General features: G+C 69.7%; 12 protein-coding genes. 7 read left to right on the top strand and 5 right to left on the bottom strand.

Translation table 11 applies throughout. The features are described from left to right. Window positions 1-97 precede the first annotated feature (97 nt). Window positions 98-4684, top strand: a complete 4587-nt coding sequence (gene gltB / locus QM809_RS03985; protein ID WP_415044525.1) for a glutamate synthase large subunit — start codon at window positions 98-100, stop codon at window positions 4682-4684. After that, entirely contained in the window at window positions 4677-6131 is a 1455-nt protein-coding gene (locus QM809_RS03980) for a glutamate synthase subunit beta (RefSeq protein WP_415044524.1), read from the top strand. Before gltB ends, QM809_RS03980 begins: the two co-directional genes overlap by 8 nt. A gap of 66 nt (window positions 6132-6197) precedes the next feature. Here the strand turns inward: QM809_RS03980 and QM809_RS03975 are convergent, their stop codons facing one another. After that, window positions 6198-6434 (bottom strand): hypothetical protein, encoded by a 237-nt coding sequence (locus QM809_RS03975; RefSeq protein ID WP_415044523.1) that lies wholly within the window; start codon window positions 6432-6434, stop codon window positions 6198-6200. A gap of 577 nt (window positions 6435-7011) precedes the next feature. Then, window positions 7012-7245 (bottom strand): RNA-binding S4 domain-containing protein, encoded by a 234-nt coding sequence (locus QM809_RS03970; protein WP_415044522.1) that lies wholly within the window; start codon window positions 7243-7245, stop codon window positions 7012-7014. Between the two features lie 131 nt (window positions 7246-7376). Between QM809_RS03970 and rraA the strand changes: the two genes are divergently transcribed. Together rraA and QM809_RS03960 are read left to right on the top strand one after the other, a co-directional pair. Continuing rightward, on the top strand, window positions 7377-7859 hold the full coding sequence (gene rraA, locus QM809_RS03965; RefSeq protein ID WP_415044521.1) for a ribonuclease E activity regulator RraA: 483 nt from the start codon (window positions 7377-7379) through the stop codon (window positions 7857-7859). A 38-nt stretch (window positions 7860-7897) separates the two neighbouring features. Then, window positions 7898-9451, top strand: a complete 1554-nt coding sequence (locus QM809_RS03960; protein ID WP_415044520.1) for a succinic semialdehyde dehydrogenase — start codon at window positions 7898-7900, stop codon at window positions 9449-9451. A 280-nt stretch (window positions 9452-9731) separates the two neighbouring features. Here QM809_RS03960 and QM809_RS03955 read toward each other — a convergent pair whose 3' ends face one another. Both QM809_RS03955 and QM809_RS03950 read right to left on the bottom strand, forming a co-directional pair. After that, a complete protein-coding gene (locus tag QM809_RS03955) occupies window positions 9732-10226 on the bottom strand; it encodes a Rho termination factor N-terminal domain-containing protein (protein ID WP_415044519.1) in 495 nt (164 codons plus the stop codon). 15 nt (window positions 10227-10241) lie between these two features. Further along, window positions 10242-10991 (bottom strand): DUF6474 family protein, encoded by a 750-nt coding sequence (locus tag QM809_RS03950; protein ID WP_415044518.1) that lies wholly within the window; start codon window positions 10989-10991, stop codon window positions 10242-10244. Between the two features lie 128 nt (window positions 10992-11119). Here QM809_RS03950 and QM809_RS03945 point away from each other — a divergent pair, with 128 nt between their 5' ends. Further along, on the top strand, window positions 11120-12757 hold the full coding sequence (locus tag QM809_RS03945) for a TM0106 family RecB-like putative nuclease (RefSeq protein WP_415044517.1): 1638 nt from the start codon (window positions 11120-11122) through the stop codon (window positions 12755-12757). A 225-nt stretch (window positions 12758-12982) separates the two neighbouring features. Here the strand turns inward: QM809_RS03945 and QM809_RS03940 are convergent, their stop codons facing one another. Further along, window positions 12983-13705 (bottom strand): TMEM165/GDT1 family protein, encoded by a 723-nt coding sequence (locus tag QM809_RS03940; RefSeq protein ID WP_415044516.1) that lies wholly within the window; start codon window positions 13703-13705, stop codon window positions 12983-12985. A gap of 160 nt (window positions 13706-13865) precedes the next feature. Between QM809_RS03940 and QM809_RS03935 the strand changes: the two genes are divergently transcribed. Both QM809_RS03935 and QM809_RS03930 read left to right on the top strand, forming a co-directional pair. Next, on the top strand, window positions 13866-15971 hold the full coding sequence (locus QM809_RS03935) for an ABC transporter ATP-binding protein (protein WP_415044515.1): 2106 nt from the start codon (window positions 13866-13868) through the stop codon (window positions 15969-15971). Continuing rightward, the gene (locus QM809_RS03930) at window positions 15968-16720 is read left to right on the top strand and encodes an energy-coupling factor transporter transmembrane component T family protein (protein WP_415044514.1); all 753 of its coding nucleotides are present in this window, start codon (window positions 15968-15970) and stop codon (window positions 16718-16720) included. Before QM809_RS03935 ends, QM809_RS03930 begins: the two co-directional genes overlap by 4 nt. Window positions 16721-17003: the final 283 nt, after the last annotated feature.

Genomic DNA, 17003 nt, shown 5'->3' with positions numbered 1-17003 from the left:
GAAGCTGATCTCCCCGGCGGTGTACAGCCACGCCGTTTCTCCGGGGCTTCTCCAGTACGTCTTAGTGCGCAGCGTCGCGTACGGAGTAGGCAGATCCATGATGCACATGCCTGGGCCCGTCGGGCTCTACGATCCGATCAACGAGCACAATGCCTGCGGTGTCGCCTTCGTCGTCGACATGTACGGGCGCCGCAGTCGCGACATCGTCGAGAAGGCCATCACCGCGCTGGTCAACCTCGAACACCGCGGTGCCGCGGGCGCCGAACCCAACACCGGCGACGGCGCCGGGATCATGATCCAGGTGCCCGACCGGTTCCTCCGCGAGACGGTCGATTTCGAGCTTCCGCCCGAGGGCGAGTACGCCACCGGGATCGCGTTCCTCCCGCAGTCGGCGCACGACGTCGTCGAGGCGGTCGCCGGCATCGAGGAGATCGTCGCCGACGAGGGCCTGACGCTGCTCGGCTGGCGCGAGGTGCCGGTCGACGACCGCTCGCTGGGCGCCCTGGCCCGCGACGCCATGCCGACCTTCCGTCAGGTGTTCCTCGGCGGCGCGGCAGGCATGGAGATGGAGCGCCGCGCGTACGTGGTGCGCAAGCGCATCCAGTACGAGCTCGGCCACAAGGGCGCGGGTCAGGACGGCCCCGGCCGCGAGACCGCGTACTTCCCGAGCCTGTCCGGGCAGACCATGGTCTACAAGGGCATGCTGACCACCCCGCAGCTGCGCGACTTCTACCTCGACCTGCAGGACGAGCGCGTCGAGAGCGCCCTGGGCCTGGTCCACTCGCGCTTCTCCACCAACACCTTCCCGTCGTGGCCGCTGGCGCACCCGTTCCGGCGCGTCGCGCACAACGGCGAGATCAACACCGTCACCGGCAACGAGAACTGGATGCGGGCCCGCGAGGCGCTCATCGACACGTCGATGTTCGGCGCGGACCCCTCGACGGCCTCGAAGATCTTCCCGGCGTGCACCCCGGGCGCCTCGGACACCGCCCGCTTCGACGAGGTGCTCGAACTCCTGCACCTCGGCGGCCGCAGCCTCCCGCACGCCGTGCTCATGATGATCCCCGAGGCGTGGGAGCGCCACGAGGAGATGAAGCCCGCCCACCGCGCGTTCTTCGAGTACCACTCGGCGCTCATGGAGGCCTGGGACGGACCGGCCTCGGTGTGCTTCACCGACGGCGGCTACGTCGGCGCGGTGCTCGACCGCAACGGCCTGCGTCCCTCGCGCATCTGGGTCACCAGAGACGGTCTGGTGGTGCTCGGTTCGGAGGTCGGCGTCCTCGACATCGATCCCGCCGACGTCGTCTCCCGCCTGCGCCTGCAGCCGGGCAAGATGTTCCTGGTCGACACCGCGGCGGGCCGCATCGTCGACGACGAGGAGGTCAAGGACGCCCTCGCCGCCGAGCACCCCTATCAGCAGTGGCTCGACGAGAACCAGGTCCACCTCGAGGACCTGCCCAAACGTCCGCACGTGCACATGAACCACGATCGCGTCGCGCACCGGCAGCAGCTCTTCGGCTACACCAACGAGGATCTGCGGATCCTGCTCGAACCGATGGCGTCGGCCGGCGCCGAGGCGATCGGCTCGATGGGCACCGACACCCCGATCGCGGTGCTGTCGGCGCGCTCGCGGATGCTGTTCGACTACTTCCAGCAGCTGTTCGCGCAGGTCACCAATCCGCCGCTGGACGCCATCCGCGAGGAGATCGTCACCAGCATCGGCACCCGCCTCGGCGGTGAACGCGACCTGCTGAACCCGGGTCCGGAGTCGGCCCGGCAGATCGTGCTGCCGCGTCCGATCCTGGACAACGACGAGCTGGCCCAACTGGTGCTGATCGACGGCGAGGCCACCGGCTTCCCGTCGGTGCACCTGCACGGTCTGTACCCGGTCGCCGAGGGCGGCGCCGGTCTGCGCAAGGCGCTCGACGACCTGCGCGCGAAGGTGTCGGCGGCCATCGCCGACGGCGCGCGGATCATCGTGCTCTCCGACCGCGAGTCCGACGAGGACCTGGCGCCGATCCCGTCGTTGCTGATGACGGCGGCCGTGCACCACCATCTGGTGCGGGAGCGCACCCGGACGCGCGTGGGCATCGTCGTGGAGGCCGGCGACGCCCGCGAGGTGCACCACATGGCGCTGCTGATCGGTTTCGGCGCCGCCGCGATCAACCCGTACATGGCGTTCGAGTCGATCGAGGACATGATCGACGCCGGCGCCATCGTCAGCCCGGCCGACTTCGGCAAGGCCCGCGAGAACTACATCAAGGCAGCGGGCAAGGGCGTGCTCAAGGTGATGAGCAAGATGGGCATCTCCACGGTGCCGTCGTACAACGGCGCCCAGCTGTTCCAGGCCATCGGACTGAGCCAGGAACTGGTCGACGAGTTCTTCACCGGTCTGCGCAGCCAGCTCGACGGCATCGGGCTGGACGAACTGGCCGACGAGGTGGCCGCCCGGCACGCCCTCGCGTTCAGCGAGCGCCCCGCCGAGCGCGCGTACCGCGAGCTGGAGGTGGGCGGCGAGTACCAGTGGCGCCGCGAGGGCGAGTACCACCTCTTCAACCCGGAGACCGTGTTCAAGCTCCAGCACTCCACGCGTACCGGGCAGTACTCGGTGTTCAAGGAGTACACCCGGATGGTCGACGACCAGTCGAAGAAGCTGGGCACCCTGCGCGGCCTGTTCGACTTCAACTTCGGCGACCGCGACCCCATCCCGATCGACAAGGTGGAGCCGGCCCGCGAGATCGTCAAGCGCTTCTCGACGGGGGCGATGAGCTACGGCTCGATCTCGGCCGAGGCGCACGAGACCCTCGCCATCGCGATGAACCGGCTCGGCGGCAAGAGCAACTCGGGGGAGGGCGGCGAGGATCCGCGGCGTTTCAGCCACGACGAGAACGGCGACTGGCGGCGCAGCGCGATCAAGCAGGTGGCCTCCGGCCGCTTCGGCGTCACCAGCCACTACCTGAGCAACTGCACCGACATCCAGATCAAGATGGCCCAGGGCGCCAAGCCCGGCGAGGGCGGCCAGCTGCCGCCGCACAAGGTGTACCCGTGGGTCGCCGAGGTGCGCGGCAGCACACCGGGCGTCGGCCTGATCTCGCCGCCGCCGCACCACGACATCTACTCGATCGAGGATCTGGCGCAGCTGATCCACGACCTGAAGAACGCGAATCCGAGCGCTCGGATTCACGTGAAACTGGTGTCCGAACTCGGCGTCGGCACGGTCGCCGCGGGCGTCTCCAAGGCGCACGCCGACGTCGTGCTGATCTCCGGCTTCGACGGCGGCACCGGTGCCAGCCCGCTCACCTCGCTCAAGCACGCGGGCGCCCCCTGGGAGATCGGTCTCGCCGAGACCCAGCAGACGCTGCTGCTCAACGGCCTGCGCGACCGCATCGTCGTGCAGGTGGACGGTCAGCTGAAGACCGGCCGCGACGTGATGATCGCCGCGCTGCTGGGCGGCGAGGAGTTCGGTTTCGCCACCGCGCCGCTGGTGGTCTCGGGCTGCATCATGATGCGCGTCTGCCACCTGGACACCTGCCCGGTGGGCATCGCGACGCAGAATCCGCTGCTCCGCGAGCGGTTCACCGGCAAGCCGGAGTTCGTGGAGAACTTCATGCTGTACATCGCCGAGGAGGTGCGCGAACTGCTGGCTCGGCTCGGTTTCCGCACGTTGCAGGAGGCCGTCGGCCACGTCGAGGCCCTCGACACCGCCAAGGCGATCGCGCACTGGAAGGGCGCCAAGGCGGGCAAGCTGGATCTCTCGCCGATCCTGACCATGCCGGAGTCGCCGTTCATGAACCAGGACCTGTACTGCTCCGGCACACAGGACCACGGCCTGGACAAGGCGCTCGACAACGAGCTGATCGCCAAGGCCCGACCGGCCATCGAGTCGGGCACCCGGGTGTTCATCGAGTCGCCGATCACCAACGTCAACCGCACGGTCGGCACCATGCTCGGCCACGAGGTGACCAAGGTGTACGGGGCGGAGGGGCTGCCGGACGGCACCGTCTCGATCTCGTTCACCGGGTCGGCGGGCAACAGCTTCGGCGCGTTCGTGCCGCGCGGGATCACCATGCGGCTCACCGGCGACGCCAACGACTTCGTCGGCAAGGGGCTCTCGGGCGGCAAGATCGTCGTCGCCCCGTCCGTCGATGCTCCGGCGGGGTTCGTCGCCGAGGAGAACATCATCGCCGGCAACGTGATCGGCTTCGGCGGCACCGCGGGCAAGATCTTCCTGCGCGGCGTGGCCGGGGAGCGGTTCTGCGTCCGCAACTCGGGCGTGCACGCGGTGGTCGAAGGCGTCGGCGACCACGGCTGCGAGTACATGACCGGGGGCCGGGTGACCGTGCTCGGCGAGACCGGACGCAACTTCGCGGCGGGCATGTCCGGCGGGGTGGCCTACGTCTACGACCGCACCGGGACCTTCGCGGGGAACGTCAACACCGAACTCGTCGACCTCGACGTGCTCGACGACGACGACCTGACATACCTGCAGGACATGCTCACCGAGCATCGGGACGAGACGCGGTCGCCGGTGGCCGCCAAGATCCTGGGCAACTGGGCGGTGGCGCAGACCAGGTTCGTGAAGGTGATGCCGCGCGACTACAAGAGGGTGCTCGACGCCGTCGACGCCGCCGAGCGCACCGGACGAGATGTGAACGAAGCGATCATGGAGGCGGCTCGTGGCTGATCCGAGAGGTTTTCTCAAGCACACCGATCGGGAGACGCCCACCCGGCGTCCCGTCGAACTGCGACTTCTGGACTACAAGGAGGTCTACAACAAGTTCGACCGCAGCACCCTGCAGACGCAGGCCAGCCGTTGCATGGACTGCGGCATCCCGTTCTGCCACAACGGCTGTCCGCTGGGGAACCTGATCCCCGAGTGGAACGACCTGGTGTTCCGGGGGCGGTGGGACGACGGGATCGACCGTCTGCACGCCACCAACAACTTCCCCGAGTTCACCGGACGGCTGTGCCCGGCGCCCTGCGAGGCGTCGTGCGTGCTCGGCATCAATCAGCCCGCCGTGACCATCAAGCAGGTCGAGGTGGAGTTGATCGAGAAGGCGTTCCAGGACGACGAGGTGAAGCCGGTGATGCCGGCGGAGTCCACCGGTCGGTCGGTGGCCGTGGTCGGCTCCGGTCCGGCCGGTCTGGCCGCCGCCCAGCAGCTGACCCGGGCAGGCCACGCCGTCACGGTGTTCGAGCGGGCCGACCGCATCGGCGGTCTGCTGCGGTACGGCATCCCCGAGTTCAAGATGGAGAAGCACTTCATCGACCGGCGTCTGGACCAGATGGAGGCCGAGGGCACCGTCTTCCGCACCGGGGTGAACGTGGGCGTCGATCTCACCGTCGGCGAACTGCGGGCGCAGTTCGACGCGGTGGTGCTGGCCAACGGGTCGACGATCGGTCGTGACCTGCCGATCCCGGGTCGCGAACTCGACGGCATCCATCAGGCGATGGAGTACCTGCCGCAGTCGAACCGCTTCGCGATCGGTGACGAGCCGGCGGATCAGATCCGCGCCGACGGCAAGAAGGTCGTGATCATCGGCGGCGGCGACACCGGCGCCGACTGCCTCGGCACCGCGCTGCGCCAGGGCGCCGAGATCGTGCACCAGTTCGAGATCATGCCGCGGCCGCCGGCCGAGCGCGCCGGTTCCACCCCGTGGCCGCTGTACCCGCTGATGTACCGGGTCTCGTCGGCGCACGAGGAGGGCGGCGAGCGCGTGTTCAGCGTCAACACCGAGGAGTTCGTCGGCGAGAACGGTCGGGTGACCGGGCTCAAGGCGTGCGAGGTGACGATGGTGAACGGGCGTTTCGAGAAGGTCGAGGGCAGCGACTTCGAACTCGAATGCGATCTGGTGCTGCTGGCCATGGGCTTCGTCGGACCCGAGCGCGAGGATCTGCTCGACAAGATGGGCGTCTCCTACGATCCGCGTGGCAACGTGGCGCGTGACGAGCGGTTCGCGGCCACCGGCCTGGCGGGGGTGTTCGTGGCCGGTGACGCCGGTCGCGGCCAGTCGCTGATCGTGTGGGCCATCGCCGAGGGCCGCAGCGCGGCCGCCGCGGTGGATCGCTACCTCGCCGGTTCGACGGAGCTGCCCGCCCCGATCGTGCCCACCCAGGTGGCTCAGCGCTGAGTTCGGTGCGCGGCGAGCCCGGCGGAGAAGGGGGCTTTCGGCACTCGGCGGGGCCGATGACGACGGTTACGGTTCGAGTGTGAACAGGAAACCCGCTCTCGCCGTGCTCGCCGCGGTCGCCTCCCTCGTGCTGCTGGCCGGCTGCTCGAACGACGATCCGGCGCCCGCCCCGTCGTCGAGCGTCTCCGTCTCGCCGAGCAGCTCCAGCAGTTCGTCGACGCCGCCGAGCAGCACGACGTCGACCACGCCGACGCCGGAGCAGACCGGACCGGAGCAGACGAGCGATCCGGGGGATACGGACATGCCGGAGGATTGGAGCGACCCCGGTGACATGAGCGATCCCGGGGATGCCGACATGGACGAGGAGCCGACCAGCGATCCGGGCGACATGAGCGATCCCGGGGACGGATAGCGGAGCGATTCCCCCGCCGCGCCCCTCCACTCCTCGGGCGACGTTCCTTCGTCGACCTCATTTATGACACAGATCACACATATCGTCTCTTATGGGATGTGCCACTGATCGGAGTGTCGCGGCGGCTTCGGGTAACGGCCGGACGGAACGAGACGACATAGTGTATGAAACCCACGCGCAGCTTCGACAGAGAGGGTATGAGCATGCAGTCGGCGACCTCCGCCCGGACGCTTCGTCGTTCGAATCGCGTTTCCGCTCGGAACATCTGGGGGCGTCTCCGGGCGCCGCGCTCACTGTCAGAGCGGAACGAGCGACTGGTGACCACGCAGGAGCTTCAGCAGCTCCGCCCCGCCTCCTGAGCGGGCACGTCGCACATCAGCTGAAGGCCTGAGTTCCACTCGGGCCTTTTCGGCATCTCCCCGGTGTCCTCGGTCCCGGCGGGGCCCCGAAACCGGCGAGCGCACATCGTCAGGCGTCGGACCGCGGAGCCGCGACGCGCACGCTGATGCCGCCGAGTTCCACCACGTCGCCGTCGTGCAGCTGCCGGCCGCGCCGGAGTTCGACGTCGTCGTTCACGGTGACGAGCCCGTCGGCGATCACCAGTTTGGCGTCGGCGCCGGTGTCGATCAGATTCGCCAGCTTCAAGAACTGGCCCAGCCGGATGCTCTGGTCCCGGATCGGTACTTGGTCCACGGCTCCCATTGTGACCCACCTCCTCCGGACACGAGGAGGCCCGGTCGCGGGAAAGCGGTGTCGGCGAGGCCCGCAGACGGCGGTGATCGAAGTTACTCCGGGGTACAGAACGCGAGGCAGGACGCCTAGACTGGGTGGTTATGACGCTTCCAGAGTTCACCCCCACCGCTGATCTGGTCGACGAGATCGGCCCCGACGTCCGCAGCTGCGACACCCAGTTCACCCAGTACGGCGGCGTCCGCGAGTTCGCCGGTGTGGTGACCACCGTCCGCTGCTTCCAGGACAACGCGCTGCTCAAGTCGGTGCTGTCCGAGCCCAACCCGGGCGGCGTGCTCGTGATCGACGGCGGCGGCTCGGTGCACACCGCGCTGGTCGGCGACATCATCGCCGAACTCGGCCGCAGCAACGGCTGGGCCGGCATCATCGCGATCGGCGCGATCCGCGACGCCAAGACCATCGGCGGCATGGAGATCGGCGTCAAGGCGCTGGGCACCAACCCCCGCAAATCGAGCAAGACCGGGATGGGCGAGCGCGACGTCGCCGTCGAACTCGGTGGGATCGTCTTCCAGCCCGGCGACCACCTCTTCTCCGACGACGACGGCATCGTCGTCGTGACCCCCTAGATCCGACGACACACCTCCCGAACGAAGGGTCCATCCCCATGGCCAAGCCCACCCCCGAGTACTTCACCCGACTCGCCGCCCTCGCCGCGATCGACGACCCCGCCGCCCGCCAGACCAAGCCGGTCCTCGAAGCCTTCAGCGGCGCCGAGATGGCCACCGTCCCGGTCGGGACCGCCGACGACCTGAAACTCGCCGTCGAGCGGGCGCGCGTCGCACAGAAGGAGTGGGCGCAGGTGCGGCCCGCCGATCGCGCCAAGGTGCTCAGCAAGTTCTCCGAGCTGGTGCACTCGCGCGCGGACGAGCTGATGGACATCGCGCAGGCGGAGACCGGCAAGGCCCGCATCTACGCGCAGGAAGAGACCATCGACGTCGCGCTGACCGCCCGCTACTACGCGACGAACGGTCCCAAGATGCTCGCCGAGCGGAAGGCCGCCGGCATGATCCCGGGTGCCACCGACGTGCGCGTCCGGTACATCCCCAAGGGCGTCGTCGGCGTGATCAGCCCGTGGAACTACCCGCTCACCCTGGCCGTCTCCGACGCGGTCGCCGCCCTCGTCGCCGGCAACGCGGTGGTGGTGAAGCCGGACAGCAACACCCCGTACTGCGCGCTGGCGCTGGCCGAGCTGCTGTACGAGGCCGGTCTGCCGCGCGAGCTCTTCGCCGTGGTCCCGGGCCCGGGTTCGGTGGTGGGTCAGGCCATCGTCGAGGCCACCGACTACGTGATGTTCACCGGATCGTCGGCCACCGGCGCGACCCTCGCCGCACAGGCCGGTAAGCGCCTGATCGGCTTCTCCGCCGAGCTGGGCGGCAAGAACCCGCTCATCATCACCGCCGACGCCGACGTCGACAACGCCGTCGAGGGCGCCGCCCGCGCCTGCTTCTCCAACTCGGGACAGCTCTGCATCTCGATCGAGCGGATCTACGTGGAGAAGCCGATCGCCGACGAGTTCTCGCGCAAGTTCGCCGAGTACGTCGAGAACATGAAGCTCTCCGCGACCTACGACCTGTCCGCGGACATGGGCTCGCTGGCGTCCGCGGCGCAGATCGAGACCGTCGAGGCGCACGTCGACGACGCCGTCGCCAAGGGCGCCAAGGTGCTCGCCGGCGGCCGCAAGCGCGCCGACCTCGGCCCGTACTTCTACGCGCCGACCGTGCTCACCGACGTCACCGAAGAGATGGAGTGCTGCCGGAACGAGACCTTCGGTCCGCTGGTCTCGATCTACCCGGTCGATTCGGTCGAAGAGGCCGTCGAACGCGCCAACGACACCGAGTACGGGCTCAACGCCAGCATCTTCGCCGGCAGCAGCGCGCTCGCCCAGAAGATCGCCGAGCAGATCCACGCCGGCACCGTGAACATCAACGAGGGATACGCCGCCGCGTGGGGCTCCACCGCCGCGCCGATGGGCGGTATGGGCATCTCCGGTGTGGGCCGTCGCCACGGCGAGGAGGGCCTGCTCAAGTACTGCGAGGCGCAGACCATCGCGGCGCAGCGCTTCATCGGACTCGACGGGATGACCGGCGTGCCGCGCGACCTGTTCCTCAAGGTGACCCCGCTCGCGATCCGCGGCCTGAAGTACCTGCCGGGCCGGTAGCGTCTCCGGTCACGCTCGGCGCAGCCGACGACGAAAGCGGCTCCTCCCCGGATCGGGGAGGAGCCGCTTTCGTCGTACGTGGTCGAGAGGTGCCGGTTCCGGTCGGTGCGCCGTCTCGTGTCGGCGGGGTCGGGCGGCTGGTGTGTCGCCACCCCTGGCGGCGTGTCGCGTCTCCTCTTCCGTGTCGCGGCCCATCGATCGTCCGCGACACGGAAGAGGAGACGCGACACGGGCGGGGAGGAGGTGTGCGCCAGGCCCGACCGGATCGGATCGAGGCGGCTCAGTCCTCGGTGGAACGACGACGACGTCGCCGGGCCACCAGCACCACCGCGAGCAGGGCACCGGAGAAGCCGGCGACCATCCCGGGGGTGATCCGGCCGCCCGGGAGCTGCGTCGGGGCGGTGCGCCGGACCTGGGCGAACAGATCGCGCGCGGCATCGGCCTTCGCGACGGCATCGGAGTCGGCGCGCCGCTCGGCGGGAGCGGCCTCGGCGCGGGCCCCCGCATCCTCCGGTTCCGCCGCCGGAGCGACGGGCTCGTCGACGTCGACGACCGCCGGGGCGGGGGTCTCGTCGTCGAGGGCGGTCGCCGGAGCGGCCGGTTCGGCGTCGGCGAGCGCGGCGATCAGCTCGGCCTTCTTCAGCGACGAGTAACCCTGGAGTCCCTTCGCCTTGGCCTCGGCGCGCAGCTCCGCGACCGTGCGGCTCGCGGTGTCGTCGCTCGGAGCGTCGATGGACGGGGTGTCGAGGGGCGGGGTCGGGTCGGTGTCGGCCATCGTTGCGGGTTTCTCCTACCGGGGGTGGACGTTCAGGCGGGCGAGCAGGTCGTTGTCGATCGCCGCGAGTTCGTTGCCGATCGCGCGCTGCGCCGCGCGGCGCTGGGTGGGGGGCATGGCGTCGGCCGCATCGGAGGCGACCACCAGGTTGGCGAGACGGGTGCGCATGGTCTCCACGAACGCCTTGCCCTCCGGCGTGCCGTCGAGTTCGGCGACCTTGTCCGCCGAGTTCTGGGCACCGGCGATACGCGCGCGCAGGGCGGCGCTGGGGCCGCCGTACTGGGTGAGCAACTCGGCCGGGACACCAGCGCGACGCGCCTGCAGCGCGGTGATCTCGGCGCGCGCGGCCACGGCGCCGCGATAGATCAGCGGGCCCGCGATGGGGGCGACCATCTTGGCGACGGTCAGGTAGCGGCGGATCTTGGCGGGCTGCAGCAGACCGGCGTTCTGTGCGGCCTGGGCCTTCGCCGCGGTGGCCTTCGCCTCGGCGGCGGCCGCGCGTTCCTGCGCCTTGGCCGTGGCCTTCACCGTCTTCTGTTCGGCCTTGTTCGCCGTCTTGGCGGTCTTGCGCTCGGCCCGGTGCGCTTTCTTGGCGTACTTGTGCTCTTCGCGCAGGGCCTTCTTGTGGCGGCGCTGCTCTTCGTGAGCGTTGACCTGCGCTTCGAGTCGGACCCGGGTCTTGAGGGCCTTCTCCTCCGCTTTGCGGATCTTGGCTTCGGCCTTGCGCTCGACGCGCTTGGCCTTGCGGGACGACGAGAGACCCATGGTGTCCTTTCCGCCGGACGACCGGCTTGGCCGTGACTGCTTAACAGTTTTGCATAGTGTCAGTATCAGATGAGAGTGTGGCGCAGGTCGTCGCCGGTGGTGACATGCGAGGAGAGCGAGGCGAAGCGGTGGGTGCTGCGGTCCTCGGTGCACGCGACCTGACCGGTTGCGAGCACCGGCTCGCGCTGGACAACGCCGCCCGCGTGACCGGAACGGCCGGATCCGAGGTGGAGTCGCCCGATGCGCGTCGCCGGATCGAGGCCGCCACCGCACACCGGCACGAGGTGATCGCCACGATCACGGCGATGCTCGCCGAACAGGCGGCCACCGTGGTGACGATCGACGACGCACTGCCGTACCGCGAACGTGCCGACCGTACCGCGGCGGCGTGTGCGGCGGGCGTCGATTGGATCTTCTGGGCCACGCTGCCCACCGACGTCGAACGCGGCAGGCGCGGGCACGCCGAAGCACTGATCCGGCAGGGGGACGGGTACGTCCCGCTGATCGTGGTGAACCACCGGGTGACCAATCCGGCCAAGGCCGGACGCGATCCATCCGAGCCCGCCACGCTGCGCACCAGTGGGCTCGCGCGGTGGGCGCCGCGCCCGGACCCGACCCGGACCTCGCGGGGGAACAAACGCGACACGATGCGACTGGCGCAGCTCGCGGCGATGCTCGCCGACCTCGGCCATCCGCCCGCGCCCGAGCGCGGTGCCTGGGCGGGCGGAGTGATCGGCACCGACGCCGACTGCATCCTGGTGGTTCCGCTCGGCGCGACGATGGCCGATTACGAGGCGACCTTCGCCCGCCGCCGCGCCATCGCCGAAGGGAGCATCGCGACCGCTCCTCGTCGGATCAACCAGTGCCGCAGTTGCGACTGGTGGCCCGACTGCGAGCAGGAGTTGATCGCCGCCGACGATGTCAGCCTGGTGATCGGCGGCAACGGCACGAGCATGCTGGCCGACGCGGGGATCACCACGGTGTCCCAGCTGGCCGACTACCGCGGCGCCCCGCCGGCCGACTGGAGCGGCCACACGTCGTTCCGGGATGCGGTGGTGCAGGCCAACTGCCGCCGCGCGGGCGTGTCGCTGGTGCGGCGCCTGGAGCGTCCGCGCGTGCAGCGCGCCGACGTCGAGGTGGACGTCGACATGGAGAGCTTCGGTGAGCGCGGCGCCTACCTCTGGGGCACGCTGCTCACCGAGAACACGTGCGACGAACCCGTGCTCTACCGGCCGTTCGTCACCTGGGATCCGCTGCCCACCGTCGACGAGGGCCGTGCCTTCGGCCGCTTCTGGCAGTGGCTGACGGAGCGTCGTCGCACCGCCCACAGGGAAGGCAAGACCTTCGCCGCGTACTGCTATTCGCAGCAGGCCGAGAACCGGTGGCTGCGCGGCAGCGCCGACCGTTTCGCCGGGATCCCGGGGGTGCCAACGCGCGCCGAGGTCGACGCCTTCATCGCCTCGCCGGAGTGGGTCGACATCTACGAGGCCGTCAACGAGAACTTCATCTGCCCCAACGGCAAGGGGCTCAAGAAGGTCGCCCCGGTCGCCGGTTTCGCGTGGGACGACCCGGAGGCCGGCGGCGAGGCGTCGATGGACTGGTATCAGGCCGCGGTGGGACTCGACGGCTCTCCGTTGGACGTCAGCCAACGCGCCCGACTGCTCCGGTACAACGAGGACGACGTCCAGGCCACCAAGGTGCTGCGCGAATGGCTCAGCTCCGACGAGATCCTGGAATTGCCGACGGTCGACGACCTGTTGCGCTGACCGCGACCTCGGCGCGTTCGGCTCCGCACGACGACACCGCGCGGAGACCCTTCGACGCGGTTCGTCACTGCGTTCCTCCCCGGCTCGGGGATCTGGAGGATCGCCGCCCCTCCGCGGCTCGGCGCACTCCGCTTCCCGAGGAGAGCATCCGTTCCGCTCCCTGAGCCGACCGCGAACGCAGTGAGCGGCCGTGTCGAAGGGGCCCGGTGATCGATCGCACCGGGATCAGTCGGCCAGCGCGGCCGGCTTCTCGACGTCGAGGGCGAGCGCCTCGGCGTCGGCGGCACGACGACGCCACGTCCGCACGATCACCACCGAGCCGATCACCAGCAGGGCGCCCGTCGCGATCAGGGTGCCCACGATCACCGGCGGGGCGGCGCCGATCAGTCCCTCGGCGAGCAGCCAGACCGCGAAACCGAGGAAGAGCGCCGCGGCGAACAGGGCGATGACGCGTTCGGGCAGGTGCTTGCCCAGCAGCCGGCCCACGACGATCGCGACCGCGTCGGCCGCCACCATGCCGAGGGTCGAACCGATCCAGACACCGAGCCAGTCGTTGTCGGTGGCCAGGGTGATGGTGGCGAACATCGTCTTGTCGCCGAGCTCGGCCAGCATGAACGCGCTCATCACGGCCAGGAACACCGAGCCGCCGACGCGGGCCGCCTTGGTGGACTCGTCGTCGGACAGCTCGTCGCCGCGCAGGGTCCAGAGGGCGAAGGCGAGCATGGCCAGGCCGCCGGCGATCGACATCAGGTGCGTCGGGATCGAGACGCCGAGGAAGTGGCCGAAGAACACCGAGATCGCGTGGACGGCGGTGGTGGCCACCAGGATGGCGCCCAGCACCACCCACCAGCGGTAGCGGAGGGCGTAGGTGAGGGCCATGAGCTGCGACTTGTCACCGAGTTCAGCGACGAAGATCACGCCGAAGCCGAGGAGGAGAGCAGCGATCATGCGGGCTACGTTAAGGGGCCTCGGACACCCGCGCAACAGCTGGATCGGCCGCATTCATGCAGGTGGGAGGCCCAAAAACGGAATTTCGGCGCCCCGTACCCGGTGATGGCGGGAGACCTGCGCGGCGGTGTCGCCGAAGCGAACCAGGCACAATGGCAACGTGACGCTCCCTTCTCCCGACCAGCGTGCGCGCCCGATCACCGGTCCGCTGCGCCCGCTGGAGATCGCGATCGTGGCCATCCTGTCCGGACTGACGGTGGTGGCCGTGGTCGTGGCCGCCGCGATCCCCATGGCACAGGCCGCCGGCCTGCTCGCCCCCGTGCCGATCGCGCTCGTCGCCGCCCGCACCCGGACCCGCGCGCTGATCGCCGCGTCGGTCACCTCCACCGCGGTGACTTTCGCGATGGCCGGTCTCGGCGCCGCCCTCGGCGTGCTGTCCGCGGCGATCGTCGGCGGCGTGGTCGGCGAGGTGAAGCGCCGCGGCGGGGGAGCGATCCTGCTGACGCTGGTCTCCCTGATCGTCGCGCCGCTGCTGGCCTCGGGTTCGGTGCTGATCCTCTGGGTGCTGGTGCCGCTGCGCGAGTTGGCGCTGACCATGCTGGGAAACCTGATCTCAGGCGTGGGAAGCGCCATCGCTTGGTTCGGTGAGGCCGTCACCTGGGTGATCCGGAAACTCGCCTGGGTGATCCAGCAGTTCGGTGGAGAAGTCTCGGTGGTCGTCGACTTCTCGGGGGCGAAGCGCTTCTTCGACAACCTCGCAGCCACCCTCGTCGACCACTGGTGGGTGTGGCTCTGGGCGTCCGGTGCGATCGGGTCGTTCCTCTCGCTGCTGGTGGCCTGGTGGATCCTGAGCGGCGTCGTGAACCGGCTCGCGCACATCAAGATGCAGGACACCCTCGACGCCTCCGCCGATCTGACCGTCGACGTCCCCGTCGACCCGCTGCCGCTGCGCATGGCCGGTGTCGGTTTCCGCTACCCGGGCACCGACGTCGACGTCCTGTCCGGGATCGATCTCACGCTGATCCGGGGCGAGTTCGTGGCCGTGGTCGGCGCCAACGGTTCGGGCAAGTCGACGCTCTCCAAACTGCTCGCCGGGACCCCCGCCACGGTCGGCGTCGTCGACCGGCCCGGTGATCCCGGGCTCGGCAAGCGCGGCGGCACCGCGATGGTGCTGCAGCGCCCGGAGGCGCAGATGCTGGGCTCTCGCGTCGCCGACGACCTGGTCTGGGGTCTCCCCGAGGACCGGGAGGTGGACGTGGACGCGCTGCTCGCCGAGGTGGGCCTCGAGGGTCTCGCCGACCGCGAGACCTCCGACCTCTCCGGCGGTCAGCAACAGCGTCTCGCCGTCGCCGCCGCGCTGGCTCGTGATCCGAAACTGTTGATCGCCGACGAGGTGACCTCGATGGTCGATCCGCAGGGGCGCCACGACCTGATCGAGATCCTCGCCCGGCTCCCGCGCACGCGCGGGATCACCGTCGTCCTCATCACGCATCGCGATTTCGAGGCGCGCGCCGCCGACCGCGTGATCCACCTGCAGGGCGGGCGGATCGTCGAACACCACCCCGAGTGGATGCGGCCCGAGGAGCACACCCCGCCGCTGCCCGCCGCGCACGACGACTCCGAGCCGCTGCTCGTCGTCGACCGGGTCTCGCACACCTATCTCGCCGGTTCGCCGTGGGAGGTCACCGCGCTGCACGACGTCGACCTGCGGGTCAACACGGGCGACGGCGTGCTGATCGTCGGCGGCAACGGCTCCGGGAAGACCACGCTGGCGTGGATCATCGCCGGCCTCGTCGAGCCCAGCGGCGGCGAGGTGCTGCTGCACGGTGAGCCGATGACCGGGCAGATCGGCAGCGTCGGCCTCGGTTTCCAGCACGCGCGCCTGCAACTGCAGAAGACGACGGTCGGCGACGAGATCATGGCCGTCGGCGGGGAGTCGGTCACCAGCACCGAGGTGGGACGGGTGCTCGATCTGGTCGCCCTCCCGCGGGAGATGGCGGCCCGACGCGTCGATTCGCTGTCCGGCGGGCAAATGCGGCGCGTGGTCCTGGCGTCGTTGGTGGCCTCGGACCCGGACGTGCTGGTGCTCGACGAGCCGCTCGCCGGACTGGATCCGGCGGCCCGCGAGGAGGTGCTCGACGTCCTGGCCGGTCTGCGGCAGCAGGGCATCACCATCGTGATCATCTCGCACGACCTCGAAGCCCTCGACCGCGTCTGCAACCGTCGCGTGGAACTGAACGCCGGAGTCCTGGAGGCACGACGATGACCATGCGCACCCCGCCGCTGCGGCAGCTCCCCGGCGACTCCCCGGTCCACCGACTGTGGGCGGGCACCAAACTGCTCATCGTGCTGATCCTCGGCCTCATGACGTGGGTGCTGCCGTCGTATCCGAGTCTGGGTTTCGTGGCGCTCTGCGTCCTGGTGTTCGCGTTGTGCGCCGGCATCCCGCTGGGGGCGATCCCGCGGCCGCCCTGGTGGTTCTGGGGTCTGATCGTGCTCGGGGGGATCATCACGGCGTTCTCCTCCGGCGGTGCCGGAGTGCTGGTGTTCCTGCGCGGCACGGCCCTGGGACTGATCGTCCTGGCCATGAGCATCATGGTGATCTGGACCACGCCGATGGCCGAGATCGCGCCGGCCATCGCCCGGCTGATGGCGCCGCTGAGACTGCTGCGCCTGCCGGTGGACGAGTGGGCGGTCTGCATCGCGCTCTCGTTGCGCGGCCTGCCGTTGCTGATGGAGGAGATGCGCATGCTGCGTGCCGCGCACCGGCTGCGGCCCACCTCGTCGGCCGACTCCGGTCATCCGTCGGCGGAGATGGGCATCCTGGACATGATCGTGGCCGCGATGAGTTCGGCCATGCGCCGGGCCGCGGAGATGGGCGAGGCGATCACCGCGCGCGGCGGCACCGGGCGGCTCACGGCGTATCAGTCGCGTCCGGGAAGGAACGATGCGGTGGCGCTGGGGCTGGTGATCGCGGCCTGCGCCGCGGCGATCACCCTCACCGTGGTGCTGTAGGCACGCCGCCCTCCGCGGGTCGGGTTCTCCTCGCCGATCTGATCCTCCTCGTCGGTCGGGTTCTCCTCGCCGGTCGGGTTCCTTCGCTGATCTGATTCCCATCGCCGATCTGATTCCCATCGCTGATCGGGTTCTCTTCGTCGATCGGGTTCTCTTCGCGGATCGGGTGCTCTTCGCCGATCTGATTCCCCTCGCCGGTCGGGTTCTCTTTGCTGGTCGAGCGGAGTCGAGACCACACCCGCCCCTCGAAAAGACGATCACCCGCGCCGTGGCGTTGTGGTAA

The organism is Gordonia sp. (in: high G+C Gram-positive bacteria), assembly GCF_047600385.1.
Classification (GTDB): Bacteria; Actinomycetota; Actinomycetes; order Mycobacteriales; family Mycobacteriaceae; genus Gordonia.
This window is presented reverse-complemented; position numbering and strand designations above follow the sequence as displayed.

Coding starts and splice junctions, on each gene's coding strand:
- gltB (WP_415044525.1), top strand. CDS start 98: ATGATGCACATGCCTGGGCCCGTCGGGCTCTACGATCCGATCAACGAG.
- QM809_RS03975 (WP_415044523.1), bottom strand. CDS start 6,434: ATGTCCGTATCCCCCGGATCGCTCGTCTGCTCCGGTCCGGTCTGCTCC.
- QM809_RS03970 (WP_415044522.1), bottom strand. CDS start 7,245: ATGGGAGCCGTGGACCAAGTACCGATCCGGGACCAGAGCATCCGGCTG.
- rraA (WP_415044521.1), top strand. CDS start 7,377: ATGACGCTTCCAGAGTTCACCCCCACCGCTGATCTGGTCGACGAGATC.
- QM809_RS03960 (WP_415044520.1), top strand. CDS start 7,898: ATGGCCAAGCCCACCCCCGAGTACTTCACCCGACTCGCCGCCCTCGCC.
- QM809_RS03955 (WP_415044519.1), bottom strand. CDS start 10,226: ATGGCCGACACCGACCCGACCCCGCCCCTCGACACCCCGTCCATCGAC.
- QM809_RS03950 (WP_415044518.1), bottom strand. CDS start 10,991: ATGGGTCTCTCGTCGTCCCGCAAGGCCAAGCGCGTCGAGCGCAAGGCC.
- QM809_RS03940 (WP_415044516.1), bottom strand. CDS start 13,705: ATGATCGCTGCTCTCCTCCTCGGCTTCGGCGTGATCTTCGTCGCTGAA.
- QM809_RS03930 (WP_415044514.1), top strand. CDS start 15,968: ATGACCATGCGCACCCCGCCGCTGCGGCAGCTCCCCGGCGACTCCCCG.